29 protein-coding genes are annotated in these 24,669 nt (G+C 67.4%); 15 read left to right on the forward strand and 14 right to left on the reverse strand.

Annotated features, from left to right (window positions below; genetic code table 11):
* Positions 1–112: 112 nt before the first annotated feature.
* Positions 113–253: a hypothetical protein gene (locus BGO20_RS12095; RefSeq protein ID WP_260349755.1), complete on the reverse strand. Its 141-nt coding sequence runs from the start codon at positions 251–253 to the stop codon at positions 113–115.
* 230 nt (positions 254–483) lie between these two features.
* Between BGO20_RS12095 and BGO20_RS12100 the strand changes: the two genes are divergently transcribed.
* The 4 genes from BGO20_RS12100 to BGO20_RS12115 all read left to right on the forward strand — a co-directional run bounded on the left by BGO20_RS12100 (position 484) and on the right by BGO20_RS12115 (position 4,934).
* On the forward strand, positions 484–1,782 hold the full coding sequence (locus BGO20_RS12100) for an RsmB/NOP family class I SAM-dependent RNA methyltransferase (protein WP_291663770.1): 1,299 nt from the start codon (positions 484–486) through the stop codon (positions 1,780–1,782).
* A gap of 49 nt (positions 1,783–1,831) precedes the next feature.
* Entirely contained in the window at positions 1,832–3,400 is a 1,569-nt protein-coding gene (gene guaA / locus BGO20_RS12105; RefSeq protein ID WP_291663769.1) for a glutamine-hydrolyzing GMP synthase, read from the forward strand.
* Between the two features lie 67 nt (positions 3,401–3,467).
* Positions 3,468–4,112, forward strand: coding sequence for a 2'-5' RNA ligase family protein (locus tag BGO20_RS12110; RefSeq protein ID WP_291663768.1), 645 nt, complete (start codon positions 3,468–3,470; stop codon positions 4,110–4,112).
* Between the two features lie 114 nt (positions 4,113–4,226).
* Positions 4,227–4,934 (forward strand): glutathione S-transferase N-terminal domain-containing protein, encoded by a 708-nt coding sequence (locus tag BGO20_RS12115; RefSeq protein WP_291663767.1) that lies wholly within the window; start codon positions 4,227–4,229, stop codon positions 4,932–4,934.
* A 17-nt stretch (positions 4,935–4,951) separates the two neighbouring features.
* Here BGO20_RS12115 and BGO20_RS12120 read toward each other — a convergent pair whose 3' ends face one another.
* Positions 4,952–5,536: a phosphoribosyltransferase family protein gene (locus BGO20_RS12120; protein ID WP_291663765.1), complete on the reverse strand. Its 585-nt coding sequence runs from the start codon at positions 5,534–5,536 to the stop codon at positions 4,952–4,954.
* A 124-nt stretch (positions 5,537–5,660) separates the two neighbouring features.
* On the opposite strand from BGO20_RS12120, the gene BGO20_RS12125 reads away from it, so the two are divergent.
* From BGO20_RS12125 to BGO20_RS12135, 3 genes are all read left to right on the forward strand, one after another.
* The gene (locus BGO20_RS12125; RefSeq protein ID WP_291663764.1) at positions 5,661–6,014 is read left to right on the forward strand and encodes an ArsC family reductase; all 354 of its coding nucleotides are present in this window, start codon (positions 5,661–5,663) and stop codon (positions 6,012–6,014) included.
* 237 nt (positions 6,015–6,251) lie between these two features.
* Entirely contained in the window at positions 6,252–7,427 is a 1,176-nt protein-coding gene (gene tgt / locus BGO20_RS12130) for a tRNA guanosine(34) transglycosylase Tgt (RefSeq protein WP_291663762.1), read from the forward strand.
* On the forward strand, positions 7,424–8,212 hold the full coding sequence (locus tag BGO20_RS12135) for a hypothetical protein (RefSeq protein WP_291663760.1): 789 nt from the start codon (positions 7,424–7,426) through the stop codon (positions 8,210–8,212). The genes tgt and BGO20_RS12135 overlap by 4 nt, the downstream gene beginning before the upstream one ends.
* Here BGO20_RS12135 and BGO20_RS12140 read toward each other — a convergent pair.
* On the reverse strand, positions 8,126–9,115 hold the full coding sequence (locus BGO20_RS12140) for a DMT family transporter (RefSeq protein WP_291663757.1): 990 nt from the start codon (positions 9,113–9,115) through the stop codon (positions 8,126–8,128). The genes BGO20_RS12135 and BGO20_RS12140 overlap by 87 nt on opposite strands.
* Before the next feature lie 180 nt (positions 9,116–9,295).
* Here BGO20_RS12140 and BGO20_RS12145 point away from each other — a divergent pair, with 180 nt between their 5' ends.
* The gene (locus BGO20_RS12145) at positions 9,296–9,919 is read left to right on the forward strand and encodes a hypothetical protein (RefSeq protein WP_291663755.1); all 624 of its coding nucleotides are present in this window, start codon (positions 9,296–9,298) and stop codon (positions 9,917–9,919) included.
* 21 nt (positions 9,920–9,940) lie between these two features.
* Here BGO20_RS12145 and eno read toward each other — a convergent pair whose 3' ends face one another.
* Positions 9,941–11,224: a phosphopyruvate hydratase gene (gene eno, locus BGO20_RS12150; RefSeq protein WP_291663754.1), complete on the reverse strand. Its 1,284-nt coding sequence runs from the start codon at positions 11,222–11,224 to the stop codon at positions 9,941–9,943.
* A gap of 183 nt (positions 11,225–11,407) precedes the next feature.
* Here eno and BGO20_RS12155 point away from each other — a divergent pair, with 183 nt between their 5' ends.
* Positions 11,408–11,533 (forward strand): hypothetical protein, encoded by a 126-nt coding sequence (locus BGO20_RS12155; protein ID WP_291663753.1) that lies wholly within the window; start codon positions 11,408–11,410, stop codon positions 11,531–11,533.
* Here BGO20_RS12155 and BGO20_RS12160 read toward each other — a convergent pair whose 3' ends face one another.
* A complete protein-coding gene (locus BGO20_RS12160; protein ID WP_291663752.1) occupies positions 11,534–11,764 on the reverse strand; it encodes a hypothetical protein in 231 nt (76 codons plus the stop codon).
* A 242-nt stretch (positions 11,765–12,006) separates the two neighbouring features.
* Here BGO20_RS12160 and queF point away from each other — a divergent pair, with 242 nt between their 5' ends.
* The gene (gene queF / locus BGO20_RS12165; RefSeq protein ID WP_291663751.1) at positions 12,007–12,462 is read left to right on the forward strand and encodes a preQ(1) synthase; all 456 of its coding nucleotides are present in this window, start codon (positions 12,007–12,009) and stop codon (positions 12,460–12,462) included.
* A 13-nt stretch (positions 12,463–12,475) separates the two neighbouring features.
* Here the strand turns inward: queF and BGO20_RS12170 are convergent, their stop codons facing one another.
* Entirely contained in the window at positions 12,476–13,672 is a 1,197-nt protein-coding gene (locus BGO20_RS12170; RefSeq protein ID WP_291663750.1) for an MFS transporter, read from the reverse strand.
* On the reverse strand, positions 13,665–14,534 hold the full coding sequence (gene kdsA, locus BGO20_RS12175) for a 3-deoxy-8-phosphooctulonate synthase (RefSeq protein ID WP_291663749.1): 870 nt from the start codon (positions 14,532–14,534) through the stop codon (positions 13,665–13,667). The genes BGO20_RS12170 and kdsA overlap by 8 nt, the downstream gene beginning before the upstream one ends.
* Before the next feature lie 323 nt (positions 14,535–14,857).
* Here kdsA and clpS point away from each other — a divergent pair, with 323 nt between their 5' ends.
* The 5 genes from clpS (at position 14,858) to BGO20_RS12200 (ending at position 19,333) form a co-directional block, all read left to right on the forward strand.
* Positions 14,858–15,199: an ATP-dependent Clp protease adapter ClpS gene (gene clpS / locus BGO20_RS12180; protein WP_158446059.1), complete on the forward strand. Its 342-nt coding sequence runs from the start codon at positions 14,858–14,860 to the stop codon at positions 15,197–15,199.
* A gap of 46 nt (positions 15,200–15,245) precedes the next feature.
* The gene (gene clpA, locus BGO20_RS12185) at positions 15,246–17,798 is read left to right on the forward strand and encodes an ATP-dependent Clp protease ATP-binding subunit ClpA (RefSeq protein ID WP_291663748.1); all 2,553 of its coding nucleotides are present in this window, start codon (positions 15,246–15,248) and stop codon (positions 17,796–17,798) included.
* Positions 17,799–17,805: 7 nt separating this feature from the next.
* Positions 17,806–18,099: a hypothetical protein gene (locus BGO20_RS12190; RefSeq protein WP_291663747.1), complete on the forward strand. Its 294-nt coding sequence runs from the start codon at positions 17,806–17,808 to the stop codon at positions 18,097–18,099.
* Between the two features lie 152 nt (positions 18,100–18,251).
* A complete protein-coding gene (locus BGO20_RS12195; RefSeq protein WP_291663746.1) occupies positions 18,252–18,974 on the forward strand; it encodes an AzlC family ABC transporter permease in 723 nt (240 codons plus the stop codon).
* The gene (locus BGO20_RS12200) at positions 18,971–19,333 is read left to right on the forward strand and encodes an AzlD domain-containing protein (RefSeq protein WP_291663744.1); all 363 of its coding nucleotides are present in this window, start codon (positions 18,971–18,973) and stop codon (positions 19,331–19,333) included. The genes BGO20_RS12195 and BGO20_RS12200 overlap by 4 nt, the downstream gene beginning before the upstream one ends.
* Here the strand turns inward: BGO20_RS12200 and BGO20_RS12205 are convergent.
* The 7 genes from BGO20_RS12205 to BGO20_RS12235 all read right to left on the reverse strand — a co-directional run bounded on the left by BGO20_RS12205 (position 19,330) and on the right by BGO20_RS12235 (position 24,523).
* Complete coding sequence (locus BGO20_RS12205) at positions 19,330–20,226, reverse strand: sigma-70 family RNA polymerase sigma factor (RefSeq protein ID WP_291663742.1); 897 nt, start codon at positions 20,224–20,226, stop codon at positions 19,330–19,332. The genes BGO20_RS12200 and BGO20_RS12205 overlap by 4 nt on opposite strands.
* 27 nt (positions 20,227–20,253) lie before the next feature.
* The gene (locus BGO20_RS12210) at positions 20,254–20,721 is read right to left on the reverse strand and encodes a carboxymuconolactone decarboxylase family protein (protein ID WP_291663741.1); all 468 of its coding nucleotides are present in this window, start codon (positions 20,719–20,721) and stop codon (positions 20,254–20,256) included.
* A 61-nt stretch (positions 20,722–20,782) separates the two neighbouring features.
* The gene (locus BGO20_RS12215; protein WP_291663739.1) at positions 20,783–21,211 is read right to left on the reverse strand and encodes an HIT family protein; all 429 of its coding nucleotides are present in this window, start codon (positions 21,209–21,211) and stop codon (positions 20,783–20,785) included.
* Between the two features lie 88 nt (positions 21,212–21,299).
* Positions 21,300–22,076 (reverse strand): hypothetical protein, encoded by a 777-nt coding sequence (locus BGO20_RS12220; RefSeq protein ID WP_291663738.1) that lies wholly within the window; start codon positions 22,074–22,076, stop codon positions 21,300–21,302.
* Entirely contained in the window at positions 22,066–23,301 is a 1,236-nt protein-coding gene (locus tag BGO20_RS12225; protein ID WP_291663737.1) for a GNAT family N-acetyltransferase, read from the reverse strand. Before BGO20_RS12225 ends, BGO20_RS12220 begins: the two co-directional genes overlap by 11 nt.
* Entirely contained in the window at positions 23,298–24,050 is a 753-nt protein-coding gene (locus tag BGO20_RS12230; RefSeq protein ID WP_291663735.1) for a glycerophosphodiester phosphodiesterase family protein, read from the reverse strand. Before BGO20_RS12230 ends, BGO20_RS12225 begins: the two co-directional genes overlap by 4 nt.
* The gene (locus BGO20_RS12235; RefSeq protein WP_291663733.1) at positions 24,050–24,523 is read right to left on the reverse strand and encodes a RidA family protein; all 474 of its coding nucleotides are present in this window, start codon (positions 24,521–24,523) and stop codon (positions 24,050–24,052) included. Before BGO20_RS12235 ends, BGO20_RS12230 begins: the two co-directional genes overlap by 1 nt.
* Between the last annotated feature and the right edge of the window lie 146 nt (positions 24,524–24,669).

The raw sequence follows: 24,669 nt of genomic DNA on the forward strand, positions 1-24,669 counted from the left end.
GGATGGGGGACAGGCACGGGGCGGGCGGTCAGCACGGATGCCCTGCCGGTCTGGGCGGAAAGAGCGGCGGCCGGTCTCCGGCGCGGGCCGGTACGCGGCCGCCGGCTCGGTCTCAGCGGTGATTCTCGAGCGTGGTCTTGGCGTCGAGGCGCTTGGCGGGCGGAGGCGTCAGATCGGCCTGCGGCTGGGTCGCGCAAGCGGCGAGGGCGAAGGCGAAGAAGCCGAGAACGGCAAGGCGAGCGGCGTTTTTCATGGTGGCGTGTCCCATTGGCCGCGGCATGCGGTTGCATCGTCTTTCCGCTTATGGAACGACCGCGTCAAGAACATGGCGCGACGAAGCCCATGCCGCTGCGTCATGATCGAACTGGTTGAAACACAAGCCCCCGAGCTCGCGCCGATCAGATTGCCAAGGCAATCTGATCGGATCCGGCTCTTGCCTCGCGGCGCGGCGCCTTCGGCGCTTTGCGTCAGGATCGAACGACCATGACGCCAGCCGCCCGGATCAGTGCCGCCATCGAGGTGCTGCAGGATATCATCGAGCGCCGCCGTCCGGCGGCCGACGCCCTCAAGGACTGGGGGTTGTCGCGCCGCTTCGCCGGATCGAAGGATCGCGCGGCGATCGCCTCGCTCGTCTACGACGCGCTGCGCCGCAAGGCCTCCTCGGGCTACGCCATGGCGTCGGAGGAGCCGCGCGCGCTGGTGCTCGGCATGCTGAGGGGGCTGCGTGGCCTGTCGCTTGGCGAGATCGCGGCGCTCTGCTCCGGCGAGAACCATGCCCCCACGCCGCTCTCCGCCGACGAAACGGCGCTCCTCACCGCCTTCTCGGACGAGGATGCGCCCAGCTGGGTGCGGGCCGATGTGCCGGAATGGCTCTGGCCCGCCTTCGAGCGCGCCTTCGGCGCCATGGCGATCGAGGAGGGGCAGGCGCTTGCCGCTCGCGCTCCGGTCGATCTGCGCGTCAACCGCCTCAGGGCGAGCCGCGAGGCCGTCGCGAAGGATCTTGCTCATCTCCAGCCGGAGGAAGGGGCCTGGTCGCCGGACGCGCTGCGCTTTCAACCCGGACAGGATGGACGCGGTCCCTCGCTGCAGACCGAAACCCCTTTCTTCGCCGGCGCCTTCGAGATCCAGGACGAGGGCTCGCAGCTCGTGACGCTGCTGGCCGGGGTGAAGCCCGGCGAGACGGTGATCGACCTCTGTGCCGGCGCTGGCGGAAAGACGCTGGCGCTCGCCGCACTGATGGCCAATCGCGGCAACCTCTATGCCACCGACCTCGACGGCCGGCGGCTCGCGCCGCTTCATGACCGGCTGGCGCGCTCGGGCGCGGACATCGTCGATATCCGCATCCCGCGCTCGCGCGGCCACGAGCCGCTGGCGGACGTCGCCGGCCAGGCCGATCTCGTCCTGGTCGATGCGCCCTGCACCGGCTCCGGCACCTGGCGGCGCAATCCGGATGCGAAATGGCGCGTGCGCCCGGGCGCACTGGCCGAACGGATCAAGGACCAGGCGGAAGTGCTGGCCCGCGCCGCCAGGTTGGTCAAGCCCGGCGGGCGCGTCGCCTATATCACCTGCTCGATGCTGCCGGAGGAGAACGACGAGGCGATCCGCTCCTTCCTCGGCAAGCACCCCGGCTTTGCGGTGGTGGCGCCGATCGACGTGCTGGCCGGAGCCGAAAGCGACTTCTCCCTGCTCGCCCGCTTTGTCACTGAATTCGGCCTGCAGCTGTCGCCGCGCCGCACCGGCACGGACGGGTTCTATCTGGCCTGCCTCCGGCGCGGGGATTGAGAGTATCGCGGGCGTTGCGCGCGCTTTCGCGATCCATTAACGGAACGCGATGACGAGCGCTCAGCCCCATCACGACTCCATCCTCATCATCGATTTCGGCTCGCAGGTGACGCAACTGATCGCGCGGCGCATTCGCGAGATCGGCGTCTATTGCGAGATCGCTCCGTTCCAGTCGGCGGACGAGGCCTTCGCGCGGCTGAAGCCCAAGGGCGTCATCTTCTCAGGCGGCCCTGCTTCGGTGCCGGACGAGGGCAGCCCGCGCGCGCCCGAAGCCGTCTTCACCGCCAATATTCCGCTGATGGGCATCTGCTACGGTCAGCAGACCATGGCGCATCAGCTCGGCGGCAGGGTCGAGGGCGGGCATGCCGCCGAGTTCGGCCGCGCCGATGTCGAGATACTCGCGCCTTCCGCGCTCTTCACCGGGGTCTGGGAGCAGGGCGGCCGCTATCCCGTATGGATGAGCCATGGCGACCGCGTCACCGAGCTGCCGCACGGCTTTTCGGTGAAGGCGACCTCGGAGAACGCCCCTTTCGCTGTAGCGAGCGACGAGGCCCGGCGCTTCTTCACCACGATGTTCCATCCGGAGGTGGTCCACACGCCAGATGGTGGAAAGCTGCTGCGCAATTTCGTCGTCGAGATCTGCGGCTGCGCGCCGGATTGGAGCATGTCGGCCTATCGTGCCGAGATGCAGAAGAAGATCCGCGAGCAGGTCGGCACGGGCCGCGTCATCTGCGGGCTCTCCGGCGGCGTCGACTCGGCGGTGGCGGCAGTGCTGATCCATGAGGCGATCGGCGACCAGCTCACCTGCGTCTTCGTCGACCACGGCCTGATGCGGCTGGGCGAGGCCGAGCAGGTCGTGACCCTGTTCAGGGATCACTACAACATCCCGCTGGTGCATGTTGAGGCTGAGGAGCTTTTCCTCTCCGAGCTGGCAAAATGCGGCGCCGATCCCGAGGCCAAGCGCAAGACCATCGGCCGGCTCTTTATCGAGGTCTTCGATGCCGAAGCCGCCAAGCTGGGCGGTGCCGATTTTCTCGCTCAGGGCACGCTCTATCCGGACGTGATCGAGAGCGTCTCCTTCTCCGGCGGCCCCTCGGTCACGATCAAGAGCCACCACAACGTCGGCGGCCTGCCCGAGCGCATGAAGATGAAGCTCGTCGAGCCGCTGCGCGAGTTGTTTAAGGATGAGGTCCGCGTGCTCGGCCGCGAGCTCGGCTTGCCCGAGGCCTTCGTCGGCCGTCATCCCTTCCCGGGGCCGGGACTTGCCATCCGCTGCCCGGGCGAGATCACCAAGGAGAAGCTCGACATCCTGCGCAAGGCGGATGCGATCTATCTCGATGAGATCCGCAAGGCCGGGCTCTACGACGTGATCTGGCAGGCTTTCGCCGTGCTGTTGCCGGTCCGCACCGTCGGCGTGATGGGCGACTATCGCACCTACGACCATGTCTGCGCGCTGCGCGCCGTGACCTCGGTCGATGGCATGACGGCGGATTTCTATCCCTTCGACATGAACTTCCTCGGCCGCGCCGCGACCCGGATCATCAACGAGGTCAAGGGCATCAACCGCGTCGTCTACGACGTGACGAGCAAGCCGCCCGGCACGATCGAGTGGGAGTGATTCAGGCAGTCTGGTCCGGTCGCCGGCTCTGAGCGCCAGCGGCAATCGCTTTTCATGACAAGTTGCGATGGCCGTCCGCGGGTGGCCATTGTTGAATTGTTCTTCCTTTGTTCTAGGATGGCGCTCCTGCCGGTTCTCGAGGGAGGCGATCATGGAGCGGAGCCTTGGATTTCCCGGGAGCGCGAGCCACTTCTTCGCGCTTCTGCCTGATGCCGCTGCGGCCGCCGCCGCCGACCGCAAGGCCCATGCTCTGCGCAGCTGGCTTGGCCTTTCCGGTCGGCCACGCGGCACCGGCAAGTATCACGTGTCGCTTTGGGGCTGGCCGGCGAGGGAAGGGCCCGGCGCCGATGGCATTCGGTTGATCCGGCGCGTTGCCGAGCGGATCAGCCAGGCACCGTTCAAAGTGAGCTTCGACGAGGTCGCGACCTTTGCTCAAGGTGCGGAACGACGCGCTCTGGTGATGACGGGTGGGGACGGCGTGATTGGAGCTGCACGGCTTCATGAGAGCCTCGACCGGGACATCCGGGCGCATGGTCTGCGCGGCGGGCGTTCGTCGTGCTGGCCTCACATGACCCTGCTCTATGATCGTTGGCGGACGGAACCCTTCTCCGTCCGGCCATTGAGCTGGCGCGTCACGGATTTCGTTCTGGTGCGCAGCGTTCCGCGAGAGCCCTATGTCGTTCTCGGGCGCTGGACGCTGGCCGGCTCCTGATCGTGCAAGGTTGCAAGCGCTCTTTGCAGCGGGGCGGGGGGTGCCCCGTTGCCTTGGGCGCGGTCGGCTCTATCGTCTTGCTCCGACGCCCGTTCGATTCAACCGGAGCCCCCGATGGCCGATCTCTCCGCCTTTCCGATCACCTCGCGCTGGCCAGCCCGCCAGCCCGACCGCATCCAGCTCTATTCGCTGCCGACGCCGAACGGCGTGAAGGTCTCGATCGCGCTGGAAGAACTCGAACTGCCCTACGAACCGCACGCCATCGACATCGGCAAGAACGAGACCTGGGGGCCCGAGTTCCTCTCGCTCAATCCGAACGGCAAGATCCCGGCGATCATCGATCCCGACGGGCCGGGCGGAAGGCCGCTGGGCTTGTGGGAGTCGGGCGCGATCCTGCTCTACCTCGCGGAGAAGACCGGCAGGCTGCTGCCGAAGGACCCCGCAGCCCGCTATGAGACCATCCAGTGGGTTTTCTTCCAGATGGCGGCGATCGGTCCGATGTTCGGCCAGCTCGGCTTCTTCCACAAGTTCGCCGGCCGGGAATACGAGGATAAGCGACCGCGCGACCGCTATGCCAATGAGAGCAAACGGCTGCTCGGCGTGTTGGAGGACCGGCTCGCCAGCCGCACCTGGATCATGGGCGACGAATACACCATTGCCGACATCGCGATTCTGGGCTGGGTGCGCAACCTGGTCGGCTTCTATGGCGCCGGAGAGCTCGTCGATTATGCCAGCCTGACCCATGTGCCGATCTGGCTGGAGCGCTGCCTGGCGCGGCCGGCGGTCCAGCGCGGCCTCGACAGCCCCAAGCGCCCGGCCTGAAAAGCCGGCGCCGCGGCCTATCCGGCAGGCGCGAGCCTGGGCTCTGCCGCGGGAAGCCTTTCCAGGGCCTGCATGGCGATGCCGGCCTGGGCCAGGCGCTCGCGGCCTCCCAGCCCCTCCAGCTCGAAGACGAAGAGGGCTCGCGTGCAATGCGCGCCCAGCCGGCGCAGAAGCTCCGCCGCCGCCAGTGCGGTGCCGCCGCTCATCAGGCAGTCGTCGATGAGCGCGACATGGTGTCCCGCCAGCTGGTGCCCTTTCGAGAGTGCGACGCCGTTGCCCAGCTCATAGTTGGCAGCGAGGCTTCGCACGACGTCGGCCCGGATCGACCCGACTTTCCGGATATCGATGAAGCCGAGCCTGCTCCGGAACGCCAACGCACCCGCAAGGCCGATGCCGCCGATATCGATGCCGGCGATCAGTTCGGTTTCCCTGCCGAGATGCGATGCGAGCGCCGTGCAGGCCATCTGCATCCATCCGCTGTCGCGCGTGACGGTGGTGGCGTCGGGAAAATCGACGCCGGCGACCGGATAGTCTCGCCAGCGGCGATGCGGAAAGGCCGGCGCCGCCGGTGCCTCCTGTACAGAATCCGAGATGGTATCCATGATCGCGCCACCTGCATCCCGATAAGTCCGGATGGCCTGTCATGCCCGCTTGCGGTTCCGCTGACAAACGCCGATCACGGGCGGGCGGCGGATGCGGCGAGGTTCACACGGTCCGGATGAAGGCATGACGACGATCTACGGCATCAAGAATTGCGACACGATGAAGAAGGCACGCGCCTGGCTCGACGGCCGCGGCGTGGCCTACGCCTTCCATGACTACAAGGCGAGCGGCATAGACAGGCCGGCTCTGCAGGCGTGGGTCGCGGAGCATGGCTGGGAAACCGTGCTGAACCGGGCCGGGACCACCTTCCGCGCTCTGCCGGATGCCGAGAAGCAGGCGCTGGACGCAGAAAAGGCGATCGCGCTGATGCTGGCCCAGCCTTCGATGATCAAGCGCCCGGTGCTCGACCTGGGCAAGGGCAGGACCATCATCGGCTTCAAGCCGGATATCTATGAGGCTGCGCTGGCGGGGCATTAGTGACGCCGCCCGCCAAGGGCGTGGCGCGCCTCAAGGCGCGGCTTCATTCCCTGTCAGGCTGTGAGGCGGCGGTAGAGTGTCGTGCCTTGTGCTTTGTCGATCGCGCGCGGCATCGCTTTCAGCGCCCCGCGGTCACTCGCGACGGCAGCGCAATCCGGATCGCCGGTGATTGACGTATGACCCGTCCGGCGCGCGGGTCTCTTCCCTAAATCCGCGCGCTGTTCTACCTCGCAGGCCATGACCGCTCAGCCCCAAGCCCTGCAGCCCGAGCTCGCTGCCACTCCCGAATTCACCTTCGACGTCGCCGCTCGCGACGGCGCCGCGCGCACCGGCGCGATCAGCATGCCGCGCGGCGTCATCCGCACCCCGGCCTTCATGCCGGTCGGCACGGCCGCAACCGTCAAGGGCATGTATCCCGAGCAGGTGAGGGCGCTTGGTGCCGACGTGGTGCTCGGCAACACCTACCACCTGATGCTGCGCCCGGGTGCAGAGCGCGTCGCCAGGCTCGGCGGGCTTCACCGCTTCATGAACTGGCCGCATCCGATCCTGACCGATTCCGGCGGCTTTCAGGTGATGTCGCTGTCGCAGCTCAGGAAACTGACCGAGGAGGGGGTGACGTTCCGTTCGCATATCGACGGCTCGAAGCATGTGCTGACCCCGGAGCGCTCGGTGGAGATCCAGAACCTGCTTGGCTCCGACATCGTCATGCAGCTCGACGAATGCGTGGCGCTGCCCTGCGAGGAGAAGGTCGCGGAGAAGGCGATGCGGCTGTCGCTGCGCTGGGCCGAACGCTGCAAGGCCGCCTTCGGCCATCATCCCGGGCGTGCGCTATTCGGCATCGTGCAGGGCGGCGACGTGCCGCGTCTGCGTGTCGAAAGCGCGCGTGAGCTCGCGGCCATGGACCTCAAGGGTTACGCCGTCGGCGGGCTCGCGGTCGGCGAGCCGCAGGAGGTGATGCTGGCGATGCTCGAGGCGGTCGAGCCGCATCTGCCGCAGGCGAAGCCGCGCTATCTGATGGGCGTCGGCACGCCGGACGACATCGTGCAGGCGGTCGCGCGCGGCATCGACATGTTCGATTGCGTGATGCCGACGCGCGCCGGCCGCCATGGCCAGATCTTCACCCGCTTCGGCCGGATGAACCTGAAGAATGCGAAGTTCGCCGAGGATCCGCGGCCGATCGACGAGCGATCCTCATGCCCAGCCGCCAACGGCTGGTCGCGGGCTTATCTGCACCATCTGGTCAAGGCCGAAGAGATGCTCGGCAAGATGCTGCTGACCTGGGCGAATCTCGCCTATTACCAGGATCTGATGGCGGGCCTGCGGGCCGCGATCGCGGACGGGCGCCTGGCTGATTTCATCGCCGAGACGAAGGCGGGCTGGGCGAGGGGAGAGGATGGAGGCGCGCCCGCGTGAGCGTCCCCGATCCCGGCTTGCTGCTTCTGAAGATGGCAATCGCGGCGGCGGTGGTGGTCACATGCTCGCTCATCGCCGAGCGGAGCGGGCCGAAGATCGCGGCGATGATCGCGACGCTGCCGATATCGCTCGGCCCTGTCCTGTTCTTCCTCTCGCTGGAGCACGAGCCCGCCTTCCTCGCCGAAAGCGCACGCGGGACCATGAACGCCAATATCGCCAATGCCGGCTTCGTGCTCGCCTACGTCCTGGTGGCGCAACGGTTTACCACGCTGCCCAGCCTGTTGTCGGCGCTGGCGGCCTGGGTCGCCACGCTCCTGGGCGTGCGCTTCCTCGCGCCGTCGGCCCTGTTCCTGACGTTGCTCGCCGTCGTCGCCTTCGGCTCCATCCATCTCGTCGTGCGCCCATATCTGGCCGCACGCCCCGCGGTCGCGTCGCGGCGGGCGTGGTTCGCCGTGCCGCTGCGGGCTGCCTGTGTCGCTGCCCTCGTCGGTGGGGTGACGGTCGCGAGCCATCATGTCGGCGCGAGCTGGTCGGGCGTCCTCGCGGGCCTTCCGCTCGTCCTGTCGAGCCTTGTCATGATCCTGCAGCCGCGCATCGGCGGCGCCGCGACGGCGGCCCTGATCGGCAACGGAGCGCTCGGCCTGCTCGGTGTCGGGCTCGGGCTGGCGGTGCTGTACCTCGCAGCGGTGCCGCTCGGCTCAGGGCCTGCCCTGGTCCTCGGACTTCTGGTTTCGGTCTGCTGGAATGCCGGCCTGCTCGGCCTTGCGCGCCGGCCGGCGCCATGATGCCACGAAGAGCCCGCCGATGATCAGTCCGAATCCGGCCAGTTGCAACGGGCCCGGGACCTCTCCAAGCGCCGGGATGGCAAGCGTCGTGCCGGTGACGGGGATCAGCGGCGGAAAGCGCCCGACGACGGCGGCGCCGAGGACATGTGCGGCCCAGCCCCAGAGCCACAGCCCCAGGATGACGTTGATCACGCCCTGATAGGCTGCGTGGAACAGCAGCACCCACCAGGGCGCGATGTCGAAGCCGCGAAAGAAGAACAGGAAATAGACCGGCAGATAGGCGAGCGACAGCACCGAGACGATGATCGCGCCGCGCAGGCCATTGATCTTCCAGAGCTGGATCAGCAACGGGTAGAAGCCCCAGAGCAGCCCGACCCCAAGGAAGCAGAGATCGCCGCGCAAGGTGTCCGCCCCGTTTCCGGCAGCGCCCGCCAGGGCCAGTAGGGCCAATCCGCAGATCACGCCCAGGATGCCGAGGATCAGCGCCGTGGAAAGCCTTGCGCCGAACAGGATGACGCTGCCGACGATGCCGATCACCGTCACCGTGCCCGGGGCGATCGTGGCACCATGGGCGGCCGGAGCCATCGTCAGGCCGGTCAGCATCAGGAAGGTCATCGGGAAACCGCTGGTCATGGCGAGCCAGACGCCGCGCTTCCAGCCGACGCCGCCGCAATCGGCGAAGCCGCCGGCGCGCAGGAAGAGCGGCATCAGCAGCAGACCCGCCGTTCCGAAGCGCAGGGCCAGCAGGTCGTGCGCGCCGATGCCGTGAAGGACGGCGTGCCGGCTGATGACGAAATTCGAGCCGAAGATCAGGACACTGAGCAGCATCCCCGCGATCGCGAGCCGGCGTCTGCGTCGCTCGGCTTCGTGGGGTTTGCCCTGCGTCATGACGAGCTGATCCATCGTCACTGCATAGCTCACGGCTTGTGCGGTGCGATAAGGCAATTGCGCATGAGCCCGATGCGTGAACGCGGCGGCGAGCGCGTGGGATAAATGCCCACCAATTTTCCGCCGCCTTTCTGCCCTCTTGGTGCCGGGCTCGCCGGTTTGATTGGGCTATCGCAAGCTGTTGGGAACGAGGCGATGGCAACGTCGACGAAACCGATTACCCCTGAGCCGGCCGCCATGTTGGGCCGGCTCGGCAGCCACCTGGCGATGTCGCTGGGGATCGCGCTGGCGCTCGCCGGAGCGGCGAGCCTTCCGCGGGTCCTGGATGGCGGAGCCGCGGGCGCCGGCATTCAGCCGGTCGCCAACGCATCGCCGGAAACGCTCGCGACCATCAGCGGAGGCAAGATCGTCGACCGGCTGAGCCTGGCCGCCGGCGAGGGCAGGCCGGCCGAGCAGCCCTTCACCCCTGCCACTCTCGCGATGCCGATGATGGTCGCCTGGGCGGAACCGATGGCCGTGGGCGTTCAGAGCACTGCGCCGGTCAAGCTCCGTACCGCCGCGGTGGAGATGGTGCCGGTGCCTCCCCGGCGCGACATCGACCTGGCCGATGCCGGCCGCGCGGACAGGGCTCCGCTCCAGATCATGCCCGCTGTGCAGGTGGCAGGGCCCGAAATACCGGCCGCGGATGCCGGCTGGCGCCGGATCGTCGCGGCTCCGGCGATAAAGGTCGCCGATGTGGTGTCCGGTACGGCGGAGGTGGCCCAGGCTGCCGGAGCCTGGACGCTGTCCCGCGCGACGAGCCTCCTGCCGCGCTGGTGAGAGCGGCAGGAGAAGGCAGGATCAGGCCAGGGCCTTGAGCGCGCCGCGGCCGGCATAGATCGCCTGCGTGCCGAGCTCTTCCTCGATGCGCAGCAACTGGTTGTACTTCGCCGTCCGGTCCGAGCGCGCGAGCGAGCCGGTCTTGATCTGCCCGCAATTGGTCGCGACGGCGAGGTCGGCGATGGTCGAATCCTCGGTCTCGCCCGAGCGGTGCGACATCACCGCGGTATAGCCTGCGCGCTGCGCCATCTCGACCGCGGCCAGCGTCTCGGTCAGCGAGCCGATCTGGTTGACCTTGACCAGGATCGAGTTTGCCGTCTTGCCCTTGATGCCACGCGACAGCCGCTCGACATTGGTGACGAACAGGTCGTCGCCGACGAGCTGGCACTTCGAGCCGACGAGATCGGTCAGCGCCTTCCAGCCCTCCCAGTCATCCTCGGACATGCCGTCCTCGATCGAGACGATCGGATAGTTGCCGACGAGCTTGGCCAGGTACTTGGCCTGGGCCTTGGGATCGCGCGTCTTGCGCTCGCCGGCATAGACATAGGCGCCTTCCTTGAAGAACTCGGTGGCGGCGCAGTCGAGAGCCAGCGCGATGTCCTCGCCCGGGCGATACCCGGCCGTTTCGATCGCCTGCATCACGAAGTCGAGCGCGGCCTCGGCAGACTTGATGTTGGGAGCGAAACCGCCCTCGTCGCCGACATTGGTGTTGTGGCCGGCGTCGTGCAGCTTCTTCTTCAGCGTGTGGAAGATCTCCGAGCCCATGCGCAGCCCCTCGGCGAAGGAGTCCGCGCCCACCGGCATGATCATGAATTCCTGGAAGTCGATCGGGTTGTCGGCATGGGCGCCGCCATTGACGATGTTCATCATCGGCACGGGCAGGACGCGGGCCGAGGTGCCGCCGACATAGCGGTAGAGCGGCAGGCCGGCCGCCTCGGCGGCCGCCTTGGCGACGGCGAGCGAGACCCCGAGGATGGCGTTGGCGCCGAGCTTGGACTTGTTGGGCGTGCCGTCCAGCTCGATCATGGTCTGGTCGATCGCAGTCTGGTCCTCGGCGTCCATGGCGACGATCGCCTCGGCGATGGCGACATTCACCGACTCGACGGCCTTCAGAACGCCCTTGCCGAGATAGCGCGACTTGTCGCCGTCGCGCAGCTCCACCGCCTCATGCGCGCCGGTCGAGGCGCCGGAGGGCACGGCGGCGCGGCCCATCGAGCCGTCTTCCAGCACCACATCGACCTCGACCGTCGGGTTGCCGCGGGAATCGAGGATCTGGCGTCCGATGATGTCGATGATCGCGGTCATGGCAGGCTCCGGGAGAAGCGGGGCGGGAGGAATAGCGCGCTTCTACCCAACCGGCCGTGCTGCGGGAAGCCTCAATCGTGGGTTCGCGACGGAACCGCGGATGCCGGGCGCGGGTGCAGGCTTGGCGCGGGGGTTGCGGCGATGGGGGGCAGCTTCGGCGCTTCGCCCCATCGGAAAACAAGCATGTTTCAGAAAATGTCGGCTCCCCGTCGCCCCAGCTTCCTCACTGTCCTGTTCTGGTGCGCTCTCACCGCCGCGTGGTGGACGGGGCTGTGCGTCTATGCCGGTCGACCGGTCTGGTTCTGGTGATCAGTCGCCGTCCTCGGGGGTGGCGAGATAGCTGCCGAGCAGGAAGCCGCTCTGCAGCGCGAACAGGAAGCCGACCCAGACGAAGACGCTGAAGACGCCGAGTTCGCCGCGGATGAGCCACAACGGAAAGAAGAAGGCCGTCAACGCGGCGCTGGTGACGATGATGGCAGGATAGCCATAGGACAGGCCGATCAAAATCCCGAGCAGAAACAGAATACCTGCAATTATCATAAATTTATCGGGATGAGATCCATTCGGGCGCTAGGAAGTGCTATGGTCTTATAGGCTGCGTCGCAAGGATGCGTGTGGAAGATCAATAAATATCGAATGATTGTGGCGAATGGATATTTGCCATCGCTTCGGCCGCAGTACCCCGCCAAACGTCCGAGCGCCCACCGAAACGGGAACCGCAGCAGGCGGTTCCCTCCCGCACGCAAGATGCTCTAGAAGCGGGCCAACCACAGGAGCATCCGATGTCCCTCGACGCCTCGACCTTGCAGCTCGGGCAGCCCAGCGCCTTGCCGGCCTCGCCGGAGGAGGCGCGCCTCGACCGTGTGCCCAATCCGCACGCCGGCACGAGCTATCTCGCCCGCTTCACCTGCCCGGAATTCACCTCGATCTGCCCGGTGACGGGCCAGCCCGATTTCGGCATCCTCGTCATCGACTATCTGCCGGGCCAATGGTTGGTGGAATCGAAGTCGCTGAAGCTCTATCTCGCCTCGTTCCGCAACCACGGCGCCTTTCACGAGGATTGCACCGTCGGCATCGGCAAGCGGCTGGTCGAGCTGCTGGAGCCGGAATGGTTCCGGATCGGCGGTTACTGGTATCCCCGCGGCGGCATCCCGATCGACGTGTTCTGGCAGACGGGCGAGCCGCCCAGGGGGCTCTGGCTGCCGGATCAGGGCGTGGCGCCCTATCGCGGGCGCTGAGGCGGCCGGTCGCTCAGGTCCGGCTGCCGAGCGGCGGCAGCAGCTTCGGCGAGAGGAGGCCGAGCACGCCGATCCCGATCCCGGCCGTCAGCAGGGCGCCATGGGTGCCCAGCGCGTGCAGAAGCGCGCCCATGACGAGCGGGCCGGTGGCGTGGCCCATGAAGAAGAAGCAGGCGAACAGTGCCATGGCGGAGCCGCGAGCGGTGGGGGCGAGCTCGGTGGCCTGGGCCTGGAAAGTGCCGTGCAGGAGGAAGAAGCCGAAGCCGACCGCAAGGAAGACGGCCATCGCGCTCCACCAGGGCGCCGTGGCGGCGAAGGCAATGTAGCCTGCGGCCATGGCGAGGCCGCCGAGCCGCATCATCTGCCTGGGCCCGACGCGCTGGACGAGGATGCGGGTCAACACGCCGTAGAGCAGCCCGCCGAGGCCCATCGCGCCGATCGCGAGACCCGCCTCCGACGAGCCGACGCCGGAGCGCTCGTGCAGGATCGCGGCGACGAAGGGATGAATGCCGAAAATCAGCGCGCCTTCCAGCATCACCAGCAGGTAGAGCATCTTGCTGCGCGGGTTGGCGAAGACGGCGCGATAGCTCGCCGCCGCGCCGGCGACGCTGAGCGGCGGCCGGTCGGCGTTCGCGCGCGGCTTCAACACGATCCTCACCAGCAAGGCGCCGCCTGCTGCCAGGATTGCGGCCGTCAGCATCACCGCGCGCCAGCCGATATGGTCGGCCATGATGCCCGAGAAGGCCGCCCCCGCCATCTGGCCGATGATCATGATGACCAGGAAGCGCCCGAGCATGATCTGCCGCTCCGACATCGGTGCCCGGTCGCCGATCGCCGCCATCGCGGCGGGTATGACACCGCCGGCCATCACGCCGCCGGCGGCGCGCAGCACGAGCAGCATCCAGAATTCGGTAGCGAAGGCCGCGAGCGCCGAAAGGACGCACAACAGGGCCAGGCAGGTCGAGATGCTGCGCAGCTTGCCCACCGAATCCGCGATCGGCCCGAGAAAGGGCTGGCCGAGCGCATAGCACCCAGAGAACGCCGTCACCAGGAAGGCGATCTGGTGGACGCTCTGGCCGAATTCGGCGGCGAGTGTCGGCACCAGCGGATCGATCAACCGCATCGTGAAGGTCGAGGCGAAACCGCAGAGCCCGAGGACCGGGATGAGCGCGCCGAGACTGTCGTCGGCCGCGGCCTTCGGCTCAGACATAGGCGACGTTCGGCGCCGGATTGTTCTTGGCCAGGCGGTCGAAGGCCTGCAACTGCGCGATCAGACCCTGGAATTCGGTGAGCGGCACCATGTTGGGGCCGTCGGAGGGAGCCTTGTCCGGGTCGGGATGCGTCTCGATGAAGACGCCGGCGACGCCGACGGCAACGGCGGCCCGCGCCAGCACCGGCACGAACTCACGCTGGCCGCCGGTGGAGGAACCCTTGCCGCCCGGCTGCTGTACGGAATGAGTGGCGTCGAAGATCACCGGCGCGCCGATCTCTGCCATGATCGGGAAGGCCCGCATGTCCGTCACCAGCGTATTGTAGCCGAAGGAGGCGCCGCGCTCCGTCAGCATGACATTGGCGTTGCCGCTCTCCGTGACCTTCGCCGCGACGTTGACCATGTCCCAGGGCGCCAGGAACTGACCCTTCTTGACGTTGACGACCCGGCCGGTCTTCGCCGCCGCAACCAGGAGATCGGTCTGGCGGCAAAGGAAGGCCGGGATCTGCAGCACGTCGACCACCTCGGCGACCGGCGCGCACTGGCTGGCGTCATGCACGTCGGTCAGGACCGGCATGCCGGTGCGCGCACGGATCTCGGCGAAGACCGGCAGCGCCGCCTCGAGCCCCATGCCCCGCGCGCCCTTCACGCTCGTGCGGTTCGCCTTGTCGAAGGAGGTCTTGAAGACCAGCCCGATTTTCAGCGCGGTCGCGATTTCCTTGAGCGCCAGCGCGCATTCCAGCGCATGGTCGCGGCTTTCCATCTGGCAAGGGCCGGCGATGACGGAGAGGGGCAGGGCGTTCCCGAAGCGCACGGGCCGGGCAAGGTCCTCGCCGATGGTGACGATGGCGTTCGGGGTCATGGCGGGTCCTTCGCGGCAGGGTTCGCGGCCGAGCCCCCGCGGTCAAGACTTCGGGGCGGCAGCCGGGCATATGGCGCCGCGGGCTTCCCGGTCAAGTCGCGGCGGAGCGGTGGAGAACTTGTCGGGGCGGTGCGGCAACGGGCTGGCGAAGCGGCGGCGAGGTCTGTAAATTCGATGGCGAGGTACTATCTTGGGCGGGAAGGCAGGATCGACTGGATACGGCGCGGGCGGATATGATCGAGGCAGGCCAGGGCAAAGCGATGCGCAGTGGAATGTCGCCGGGAATGCCGGCGCGCCCGGGCGCAGACGCGAAGACGGTCGGCATGGCCGATCGTCCGAAGCGGGCCGGGCCGCCGGCCGATGGCGGGCGCGAGGGCACGGGCACGGCGGTGCTGACCCGCACCCGCACCCGCAAGCCCAATCTCTACCGGGTCCTGCTGCTGAACGACGACTACACCCCGATGGAGTTTGTCGTTCATGTGCTGGAGCGGTTCTTCAACAAGGATCGCGCCGAAGCCACGCGGATCATGATGCATGTGCATCAGAACGGCGTCGGCGAATGCGGTGTCTTCACCTATGAGGTCGCCGAAACCAAGGTCACCCTCGTCATGGATCTCGCGCGCAAGCACATGCACCCGCTGCAATGCGTGATGGAGAAGAAGTAGCGTTGGGTCGGACCGCACAGTCCCGAAACAGATAGGAGCGCGCCCCTTGCCGAGTTTCTCGCGCAGTCTCGAACAGGCGCTTCACCGGGCTCTGGCCTTGGCCAACGAGCGCCGTCACGAATACGCCACCCTGGAACACCTGTTGCTGGCGCTGGTCGACGACCAGGACGCGGCTGCGGTGATGCGCGCCTGCAGCGTCGATCTCGACCTGCTCAGGCGCAATCTCGTCGATTACATCGATGCCGAACTGACCAACCTAGTCACCGACGGGCGCGACGATTCCAAGCCGACGGCCGGCTTCCAGCGCGTCATCCAGCGTGCGGTGATCCATGTCCAGTCCTCGGGCCGCGAGGAAGTGACCGGGGCGAACGTGCTCGTCGCGATGTTCGCCGAGCGCGAGAGCCATGCCGCCTATTTCCTGCAGGAGCAGGACATGACCCGTTACGACGCGGTCAACTACATCAGCCACGGCATCGCCAAGCGCCCGGGATCCAGCGAAAGCCGGCCGGTGCGCGGCGCGGACGACGACGCCGAACCGCAGCGCGAGCAGCGCTCGGAGCAGGCCAGCGAGCCTGACAAGGACAAGAAGAAAAAGGAAAGCGCGCTCGAGGCTTACTGCGTCAACCTGAATCGGAAGGCGAAGGACGGACGCATCGATCCGCTGATCGGCCGCGAGGCCGAGGTGCAGCGCACCATCCAGATCCTCTGCCGCCGTCAGAAGAACAATCCGCTGCTGGTCGGCGACCCCGGCGTCGGCAAGACGGCGATCGCCGAGGGCCTCGCCCTCAAGATCACCCGCGGCGAGGTGCCGGAGGTGCTGAAGGACGCGACCGTCTTCTCGCTCGACATGGGCACGCTGCTCGCCGGCACGCGCTATCGCGGCGACTTCGAGGAGCGCCTCAAGCAGGTGATGAAGGAGATCGAGCAGCACCCTAAGGCGATCATGTTCATCGACGAGATCCACACGGTGATCGGCGCGGGGGCGACCTCGGGCGGCGCGATGGACGCGTCCAACCTGCTCAAGCCAGCGCTGGCCTCGGGCTCGCTGCGCTGCATCGGCTCGACCACCTACAAGGAATACCGCCAGTATTTCGAGAAGGACCGGGCGCTGGTGCGTCGCTTCCAGAAGATCGACGTCAACGAGCCGTCGGTCCCGGACACGATCGAGATCCTCAAGGGGCTGAAGCCCTATTTCGAGGAGTTCCACAAGCTGCGCTACACCAACGACGCCATCAAGGCGGCGGTGGAGCTCTCGGCCCGCTACATCCATGACCGCAAGCTGCCGGACAAGGCGATCGACGTCATCGATGAGACCGGCGCCTCGCAGATGCTGCTGCCCGAGGGCAAGCGCAAGAAGACCATCGGCGTGAAGGAGGTCGAGGCCGCGGTGTCGACCATGGCCCGCATCCCGGCCAAGACCGTCTCGAAGGACGATGCCGAGGTGCTGCGCAACCTGGAACAGACGCTCAAGCGCACCGTCTACGGCCAGGAGAAGGCGATCGAGGCGCTGTCCTCCTCGATCAAGCTCGCCCGCGCCGGCTTGCGCGACGGCGAGAAGCCGATCGGCTGCTATCTCTTCGCCGGCCCCACCGGCGTCGGCAAGACCGAGGTCGCGCGCCAGCTCGCCTCCTCGCTCGGCGTCGAGCTGATCCGCTTCGACATGTCGGAATACATGGAGCGCCACACCGTTTCGCGGTTGATCGGTGCGCCTCCCGGCTATGTCGGCTTCGACCAGGGCGGCCTGCTGACCGACCAGATCGACCAGCATCCGCACAGCGTGCTGCTGCTCGACGAGATCGAGAAGGCTCATCCCGACCTGTTCAACATCCTCCTGCAGGTGATGGACCACGGCAAGCTGACCGACAACAACGGGAAGCAGGTCGATTTCAGGAACGTCATCCTGATCATGACCACCAACGCCGGAGCTGCCGACATGGCCCGCAACGCCTATGGCTTCACGCGCCAGAAGCGGGAGGGTGACGACACCGAGGCGATCAACAAGCTGTTCGCGCCGGAGTTCCGCAACCGGCTCGACGCCACCATCTCCTTCGGCCATCTGCCGAAGGCCGTGGTCGCCCGCGTCGTCGACAAGTTCGTGCTCCAGCTCGAGGCCCAGCTCGCCGACCGCAACGTCACCATCGAGCTGTCGGACGAGGCCCGCGAATGGCTCGTCGAGAACGGCTATGACGAGGCGATGGGCGCCCGCCCGATGGCCCGCCTGATCCAGCAGACGATCAAGACGCCGCTTGCCGACGAGGTGCTGTTCGGGCGCCTCAAGAACGGCGGTGCCGTGAAGGTAGTGGTCGTCCACTCCGAGACCGGCATCAAGGTGCTCGGGCTGGAATTTCCGGACGGGCCGGCCAAGCCAAAGCCCGAGAAGGATGTCGAGGCCGCCAACGCCAAGCGCCAGCCGAAGCCGCGCGCCAAGGCGGCGGGCTCCGCTCCAGCAAAGTCCAGCCCGCCGCGACGCGCGCCCAGGGGAGGCGCGGATTCCGGCGGGGCAGGCTCGAACGGCGGGTCCGAAGGCCCGGCCAAGCCGGCGAAGGCGTCCGGCCGCGCCGTGCGCACCGTGCCGAAGGTTCCGCTGACGAAGGCCTGAGACCGTGTTGTTCAAACGCAAGACAGCGACGCTCGCCGCCCAAGGCGGCGAGCTCACCACCGAGCCCGCCGCCGTCCCGACGCGCAAGCAGAAGGACCAGAAGGAAAAGCTCGGCTGGTTCGAGAAGCGCAGCCGCCGCCGCCGGCGGCGCATCCTCTTCGAGGAGGCGCTGGGCTGGATTCTCGTCCCGGCCTTCATCTACCTGATCTATCTGGGCATCCGGGCCGTCGGCGGAATCCCCAAGGAGCTGATCGATTTCGGCAACGAGCTGATCGGCATGGTGTTGAAGGGCAAGGGATAAGGTCGTTCTGCCGGATTGCGCCCTGCGGCCGTCGCAAGGCGGGCAGTCGGCTTTCCGTCTTGGCGAGTGTCAAGTGCATGGAGGATAGAGGGTAGGGTTCCGGATGCGCCGGCGCCTGTATTCCCGTCCGAGACCACCCCGCCGATGATCGCATGAGCGTATCCGCAGACTGGGGCTGGCAGCGCGTCGCGCTCGCCGGCGTGCGCGATGCGCTGTCGCTGCCGGCATGGATTGTCGGCTTCGGCCTCGTCGGCATCGGCTCGCTGGCGCATGACGTTGGCTATCCGGTTGGCAGTGCGGTTCTGTCGACGATTCTGGTCTGGGCCGGCCCGTCGCAGGTTCTGTTCTTCGCCTCGATCGCGGCAGGCGCTGCCTGGAGCGCCATCGCCATAGCGGTCGCCTTCGCTTCGCTGCGTTTCCTGCCGATGACGGTCGCCATCCTGCCGCTGCTGCGCCGGCCGGGCCAGAGCGTCTGGCTGCAGTTGCTCCTCGCTCATTACGTCGCCGTCACCGCCTGGACCGAGGGGCTGCGGCGACTGCCGTCCATCCCGGTGCATCAGCGCGTCGTCTATTTCCTCGGCTTCGCCAACACCTGCATGGCGCTCAGCTCCATCGGCACCTTCAGCGGATACTACCTGCTGGGCCAGCTCCCACTGCCGTTCGCCGCCGGCCTGCTTTGCCTGACGCCGATCTTCTTCCTCGTCTCGCTCACGGCCGGGCTGCGCCATCGCGGCGACGTCACGGCCCTCGTTCTCGGTCTCGTCCTGGCGCCGATCTGCCAGCGCTTCATCGGCGGCGGCTTCGATCTCATCGTCGCGGGCCTCATCGCCGGGACCGTCGCGGTCTTCGTCGGCCAAAGGCGCAAGCCCGCATGACACAGCCCATCGCCTGGCTCGACGGGCCGCTCTGGCCCTATCTGGCGCTCATCCTCTTCGCCGTGCTGCCGACCGAGATCTGGCGCTGGCTCGCGGTGGTGTTCGCGCGCGGGCTCGATGCCGATTCGGCGCTGCTCGACTGGGTACGCGCGGTGGCGACCGCACTGCTCGCGGGAATCGTGGCGAAGCTGATCGTCTCGCCGCCGGGCGTGCTGGCGCAGGCGCCAATCCTGGTGCGGATCGGCGCGCTGGCGGCGGCCGTGGCGGTGATGGCGCTGAGCCGGCGGCGCATGATGCTCGCGGTGCTGATGGCGGAGGCGGTCCTGATCGGCGGCGTCTGGCTGTTCGGATCGGCCTAGCCGGCAGCCCGGGTCAAAATATCCGCCGCGCGTCCGAGCTTTTCCGGGTTGCGTATGACATAGACGGCCACGATGTGGCTGTCGCGGATGTCGAGGGCGGTCGCCTGAATGGTGCCGCCTCGCTCCAGGCTGAGATAGCCTGGCAGGCCGTCGATCAGCACCGGCTGAAAGAATGCGGCTTCCTGCCCGGCCTGGTGGAGCTTGCGCGCCAGCCCTGCGAAGAAGCGGCCGATCTTCTCGGCGCCGAAGATCGGATTCAGCGTGGCGGTAACCTTGCCGCCGCCATCGGTATGCAGGATGGCATCGCGGGCCAGAAGCTGCCTGAGCGCGGTCGGGTCGGTGCTGTGCGCAGCCTCGAAGAAGGCGGTGGCATAGCGCCGTGCCTCTTCCGGCGGAAGCTTGTGGCGGGCGCCGTCCTCCTGCACATGCCGCCGAGCGCGTGAGACAAGCTGGCGGCAGGCGGCCTCGCTGCGCTCCAGTGTCTCGGCCACCTCGGCGAAGGGCCGGTCGAAGATGTCGTACAGCAGGAAAGCGGCCCGCTCCAGCGGTGAGAGACGTTCGAGCGCGAGCATCAGCGCATATGGCAGGTCGAGCCGGTCGTCGTTCGTCTCGGCGGCGCCGATCTGCTCGATCAGTGGCTCGGGCAGCCAGCCGCCGACATAGGATTCGCGCCGATGGCGAGCCGATTTCATCAGGTCGAGGCACAGTCGCGTCACCACCTGCGCCAGCCAGGCGCGCGGCTGCACAATGAGATCCGGGCCGGCCGCGTGCCAGCGCAACCAGGCGTCCTGCACCACATCCTCGGCGTCGCTGAGCGAGCCGAGCATGCGATAGGCGAGGCGCACGAGATAGCCCCGGTTGGCCTCGAAACCGGTGGTCGTCGTGTTCGTCATACGGCTCCGGCAGGCGCCGGCAGGGCGTCAGGCCGCTTCGGCCTTCGGGGCCCTGTCGTTGGGATGGTGCGAGCGGAACGCGACAGCGATCCGGTTCCAGGTGTTGATCGTGCCGATCAGGAGCGTCAGCATGACCATCTCTTGCTCGCTGAAATGGCGCATGGCCTCTTCGTAGTCGGCATCCGGCGCATGAGTCTGCGGCAGCAGAGTCAGCGCTTCCGTCCAGGCCAGCGCCGCTCGTTCGCGCGGGGTGTAGAGCGCCGATTCATGCCAGGCGTTCAGCAGGTAGAGCCGTGCCTCGCTCTCGCCGGCCTTGCGCGCATCGGCGGAATGCATGTGCAGGCAATAGGCGCAGCCATTGATCTGGGACGCCCGCATCTTCACCAGCTCGATCAGGCTATGCTCGAGGCTGGACTTCTTGATGGATTCCTCGAGCGCGAGCAGCGGCTTCAGCGCTTCGGGCGCGATGGCGTAGTAGTTGAGGCGCTTGGTCATGGTCATCTCCGTGGGTTGACGATGACGAGACGAGCCAGCCTGCTCTCTTGTGACGCCGCCCTCAAAGATTTTTTAGCGCGGCGCGAATTTTTTCGGCGTTGGCGGCGAGGACCTCCGGCTGTTCCATCGCGCCGGTATGCGGCCGCAGCGCCACGCCCTCGAAGCGCGGCATGACATGGACATGCAGGTGGAACACCACCTGCCCGCCGGCCGGCTCGTTGAACTGCTGGATCGTCAGGCCGTCGGCGGCGAAGGCGGCTTTGACGGCGCGGGAGAGCTTCTGCGTCGTCAGCGCGACCGCCTTCAGTGCCTCGGGCGGGGCGTCGAAGATATTGCGGCAGGGTGCCTTCGGGATCACCAGCACATGGCCGTCGGCGCGCGGCATGATATCCATGATCGCGAGCGTATCGGCATCCTCGTAGACGGTCTGGGAAGGCAATTCGCCACGCAGGATCTTGGCGAAGACGTTCGACGGGTCGTAGGCGCTCATGGCGGGTCCGGCTGGTTCGAAAGCGATGGGGCAAATTGTGGCCCGGGCGCCGGGGCGTCAAGGTGGCGGGCCGGGCCGAAGCCTTGCGTCAGCCGCCGAGCGGCAGACGCTCGGTGATCTCGGAATCCAGCACGAGGTCGTCATCCGCGCCGAGCAGCCAGAGTTCGCGCAGGGTGACGCGCAGCAGCGGCACGTTCCACCAGCGCCGGACGAGGGCGGCCAGCGCCGCCGTCTCGGGCGCGTCGAGGTCGTCGATCAGGTTGTAGAGCCCGACGAGCCAGAGATCGCCGGACGGCCGATCGAAAGCGGCCTGAATGGCCTGCAGCGGATTGGCTTCGCCGCGCCTTTCCGGATAGACGGCGAGATAGAGCCGGCCACGGTTGACGTTGCCGGAGAATAATCCGCGCAGTTCGACCGTGAAGGTCCCGATCCGCGCCAGCCGGTGCCGCACCTCCGGCGAAACGAAAGGCGCGTTGCCGGTGCCGAGCGAGCCGCAGACCGTCGCATGCAGCTTGTCGCGGCGTTCGGGCAGGATTTCCCAGGCGATCTTGCCGGCGAAGGGCGCATTCTTCAGCTCGGCCTCGAGCGCGCGGAAGGCGGAGGAAGCGCGCAAGGCCGCATCCTCCACCGGCAACACCAGAGAGAAGACGCGCGGATGCCGCCCCATCTCGTAGGGCTTGCCCTCGCGCCGCGGGATCACGCGCGGATGCTCCGGCGCCACCAGCGGCAGATGCGCCAGCCGGTAGCTCTCGTCGAGCGCCAGAGGCTCGGAGAAATCGGTCAGGCTGCGTCGGTAGCCGAGTTCGGCGTCGGTGCAGAAGGCGGGGGTTGCCGGCCGGGTCGCGGGCGCCGTCTCAGCCGTCATTATCCGTGCTCCGGAACGGGCCTTCGGCTTCCAGTGCTGTTCGCGCGTCGGCGATCTGCGCGCGCTCCTGGGCGAGATAGGCTGCCACCGGTCGGCTGAGGCCCGGATCGGCGATGTGATGCAGCGAGCGGGTGATGACGGGCCGATAGCCGCGCGCCAGCTTGTGCTCTCCCTGCGCGCCGGCCTCGACGCGCGAAAGGCCATGCGCGATCGCGTAGTCGATAGCCTGGTGGTAGCAGACTTCGAAATGCAGGAAGGGGTGGTCCTCGATGCAACCCCAGTTGCGGCCATAGAGCGTGTTGGCGCCGCGGAAATTGATCGCCCCGGCGATGTAGCGCCCGGCGCGGCGCGCCATCATCAGCACGATGCGCTCGCCCATCGCCTCACCGACCCGCGAGAAGAACTCGCGGTTGAGATAGGGGCGGCCCCATTTGCGCGAGCCGGTGTCCTGGTAGAAGCCGTAGAAGTCGTCCCAGACCGCTTCCGTCAGCTCGCGGCCCGACAAGGCCTCGACCGTGATGCCGGCAGAGAGCGCCTCGCGCCGCTCGCGCTTCAGGGCCTTGCGCTTGCGTGAGGCCAGGGTCGCGAGGAAATCATCGTAGCTGCGGAAGCCTTCGTTGCGCCAATGGAACTGGAGGTCGTTGCGCTCGAGATAGCCGGCCCGCTTGAGCGCCGCGACATCGGGTTCCTGCGCGAAGGTGACATGGACCGAGGAGGACTGCGTCTGCGCCCGCAACGCCTCCAGCCCGGCGATCAGCGCTACCCGTGCCTCGTCGGCGCCCGGCGTGTCTGCCACGAGCAGCCGCGGGCCGGTGGCAGGCGTGAACGGAGCGGCCACCTGCAGCTTCGGATAATAGCGTCCGCCGGCGCGTTCATAAGCATCGGCCCAGCCATGGTCGAAGACATACTCGCCTTGGCTGTGGCTCTTGAGGAAGCTGGGCGCCGCGGCGAGGATTTGCCCATTCCCCTCCTCGACCAGGAGATAGGCTGGCGACCAGCCGCTGCGTCCGCCGATGCAGCGGCTCTCTTCCAGCGCCAGCAGGAATTCATGGCTGACGAACGGATTGTCGCGGTCGGCCCCGCTGCCGTCGGCGGGCGGGCAGGGCGCCGCGAGGGCGTCCTGCAAGGCGAGCGGGTTGGCGCAGGCGTTCCAGGCGCCGGCCGGGACGGCCTTGAGCGAGGTCGCAACGCGGACGCTGAGACCTTCCTCAGGGCCGTCGCTCAAGGACGGAAGCCCTCGAACACCATCTGATCGGCAAAGCGCGCGGCACGCTGACGCTCCTCCGGCGTGCGCACCGTCCAGCTCATCAGCGGCATCCCGATGACGTTCCGGCAGAGATAGGGCGCGGCGCTTTCGAGATCGGCGACCTTCCAGGAGAGGAAGTCCGGCCGGCTTTCGGTGAAGTGCAGCAGGTTGGCGAGCGCATGCTTCCGTTCGGGCGAGAGCTTGTCGTAGTCGCCGTAGTCATAGGCGTTCATCGCGACGATTCCGCGGGGGATCTGAGGCGCGAGGCTGCGGACGGCGGTCACGATCTCGGGATCGAAGGATTTGATCACGATCGGCTGACCGGCATAGCCGGCAAGAACCTCGATCGTGCGCTTCGTCAGAGCGAGATTGCCATCGAAGCGGCTCTTGATCTCGATGACGATGGGCACGCACCCACCGATCAGGTCGAGGAAGGCCGGCAGCGTCGGGATCGGATCATTCGACCCCTTGAGCGTGATCCGGCCCAGCTCAGCCGCCGTCCTGGCGGCCACCGGGCCGGTCTCGGCGGTCAGCCGGTCGAGCACGAAATCGTGGAAGACCACCGCCTCCCCATCGGCGGTGAGCTGCACGTCGCATTCGATGCCGAACCCCCCGGCAATGGCGGCCTTCGCTGCCGAGGGGCTGTTCTCGATCACGCCGGCAGCGAGGTCGTGCAGGCCGCGATGGGCGATCGGCTTCGCCACCAGCCAGCTGAGATCGGTTCTCATCAGGCGATCTCGAACATCGCTTCGACCTCGACCGCGGCATCGGCCGGCAGCTCGGCGACGCCCACGGTCGAGCGGGCATGGCGGCCCTTGTCGCCGAGAACCTCGACCATCAGGTCCGATGCGCCGTTCATGATCGCCGGCAGCGCGGCGAAGTGCGGCGTGGCGTTGATGAAGCCGCCGAGGCGCACGCAGCGCACGATCCGGCCGAGATCGCCATTGAGCGCAGCCTTGGCCTGGGCGAGGAGGTTGATGGCGCAGAGCCGCGCCGCTTCCAGCCCCGCCTCGTTGAAGATTTCGCCGCCGAGCTTTCCCTTGTGCTTGTCGGACAGTTTTCCGTCGAGGCCGAAGCAGATCTGGCCGGAGATCACCAGCAGGTTGCCGGTGATGACATAGGGCACATAGTTGGCGATCGGAGCCGCCGGCGTCGGAAGTGTGATGCCGAGTTCGGCGAGCTTGGTGTCGACGGCGTTCATGGTGCTTGGCTCCATCTTGCTCTGCGAGCGAAGGCAGGGCCTCTTCATGGCCGATGGCCGGACGGCTCGCAAGCCGCAGGCCATGCCGGCCGGGCAGGGCGGCCACCGCGCGGAAGCCGGGAGGCTTCGCCATGTTTGCGCCATTG

Origin of the sequence: Allobosea sp. 67-29 (assembly GCF_001898115.1) — a bacterium.
Classification (GTDB): Bacteria; Pseudomonadota; Alphaproteobacteria; order Rhizobiales; family Beijerinckiaceae; genus Allobosea.

Bases quoted from the DNA above. Each gene is read 5' to 3' on its own strand.
- BGO20_RS12095 (WP_260349755.1), bottom strand. From the start codon at position 253: ATGAAAAACGCCGCTCGCCTTGCCGTTCTCGGCTTCTTCGCCTTCGCC.
- BGO20_RS12100 (WP_291663770.1), top strand. From the start codon at position 484: ATGACGCCAGCCGCCCGGATCAGTGCCGCCATCGAGGTGCTGCAGGAT.
- guaA (WP_291663769.1), top strand. From the start codon at position 1,832: ATGACGAGCGCTCAGCCCCATCACGACTCCATCCTCATCATCGATTTC.
- BGO20_RS12110 (WP_291663768.1), top strand. From the start codon at position 3,468: ATGGCCGTCCGCGGGTGGCCATTGTTGAATTGTTCTTCCTTTGTTCTA.
- BGO20_RS12115 (WP_291663767.1), top strand. From the start codon at position 4,227: ATGGCCGATCTCTCCGCCTTTCCGATCACCTCGCGCTGGCCAGCCCGC.
- BGO20_RS12120 (WP_291663765.1), bottom strand. From the start codon at position 5,536: ATGGATACCATCTCGGATTCTGTACAGGAGGCACCGGCGGCGCCGGCC.
- BGO20_RS12125 (WP_291663764.1), top strand. From the start codon at position 5,661: ATGACGACGATCTACGGCATCAAGAATTGCGACACGATGAAGAAGGCA.
- tgt (WP_291663762.1), top strand. From the start codon at position 6,252: ATGACCGCTCAGCCCCAAGCCCTGCAGCCCGAGCTCGCTGCCACTCCC.
- BGO20_RS12140 (WP_291663757.1), bottom strand. From the start codon at position 9,115: ATGGATCAGCTCGTCATGACGCAGGGCAAACCCCACGAAGCCGAGCGA.
- BGO20_RS12145 (WP_291663755.1), top strand. From the start codon at position 9,296: ATGGCAACGTCGACGAAACCGATTACCCCTGAGCCGGCCGCCATGTTG.
- eno (WP_291663754.1), bottom strand. From the start codon at position 11,224: ATGACCGCGATCATCGACATCATCGGACGCCAGATCCTCGATTCCCGC.
- BGO20_RS12155 (WP_291663753.1), top strand. From the start codon at position 11,408: ATGTTTCAGAAAATGTCGGCTCCCCGTCGCCCCAGCTTCCTCACTGTC.
- BGO20_RS12160 (WP_291663752.1), bottom strand. From the start codon at position 11,764: ATGATAATTGCAGGTATTCTGTTTCTGCTCGGGATTTTGATCGGCCTG.
- queF (WP_291663751.1), top strand. From the start codon at position 12,007: ATGTCCCTCGACGCCTCGACCTTGCAGCTCGGGCAGCCCAGCGCCTTG.
- BGO20_RS12170 (WP_291663750.1), bottom strand. From the start codon at position 13,672: ATGTCTGAGCCGAAGGCCGCGGCCGACGACAGTCTCGGCGCGCTCATC.
- kdsA (WP_291663749.1), bottom strand. From the start codon at position 14,534: ATGACCCCGAACGCCATCGTCACCATCGGCGAGGACCTTGCCCGGCCC.
- clpS (WP_158446059.1), top strand. From the start codon at position 14,858: ATGGCCGATCGTCCGAAGCGGGCCGGGCCGCCGGCCGATGGCGGGCGC.
- BGO20_RS12195 (WP_291663746.1), top strand. From the start codon at position 18,252: ATGAGCGTATCCGCAGACTGGGGCTGGCAGCGCGTCGCGCTCGCCGGC.
- BGO20_RS12200 (WP_291663744.1), top strand. From the start codon at position 18,971: ATGACACAGCCCATCGCCTGGCTCGACGGGCCGCTCTGGCCCTATCTG.
- BGO20_RS12205 (WP_291663742.1), bottom strand. From the start codon at position 20,226: ATGACGAACACGACGACCACCGGTTTCGAGGCCAACCGGGGCTATCTC.
- BGO20_RS12210 (WP_291663741.1), bottom strand. From the start codon at position 20,721: ATGACCAAGCGCCTCAACTACTACGCCATCGCGCCCGAAGCGCTGAAG.
- BGO20_RS12215 (WP_291663739.1), bottom strand. From the start codon at position 21,211: ATGAGCGCCTACGACCCGTCGAACGTCTTCGCCAAGATCCTGCGTGGC.
- BGO20_RS12220 (WP_291663738.1), bottom strand. From the start codon at position 22,076: ATGACGGCTGAGACGGCGCCCGCGACCCGGCCGGCAACCCCCGCCTTC.
- BGO20_RS12230 (WP_291663735.1), bottom strand. From the start codon at position 24,050: ATGAGAACCGATCTCAGCTGGCTGGTGGCGAAGCCGATCGCCCATCGC.
- BGO20_RS12235 (WP_291663733.1), bottom strand. From the start codon at position 24,523: ATGAACGCCGTCGACACCAAGCTCGCCGAACTCGGCATCACACTTCCG.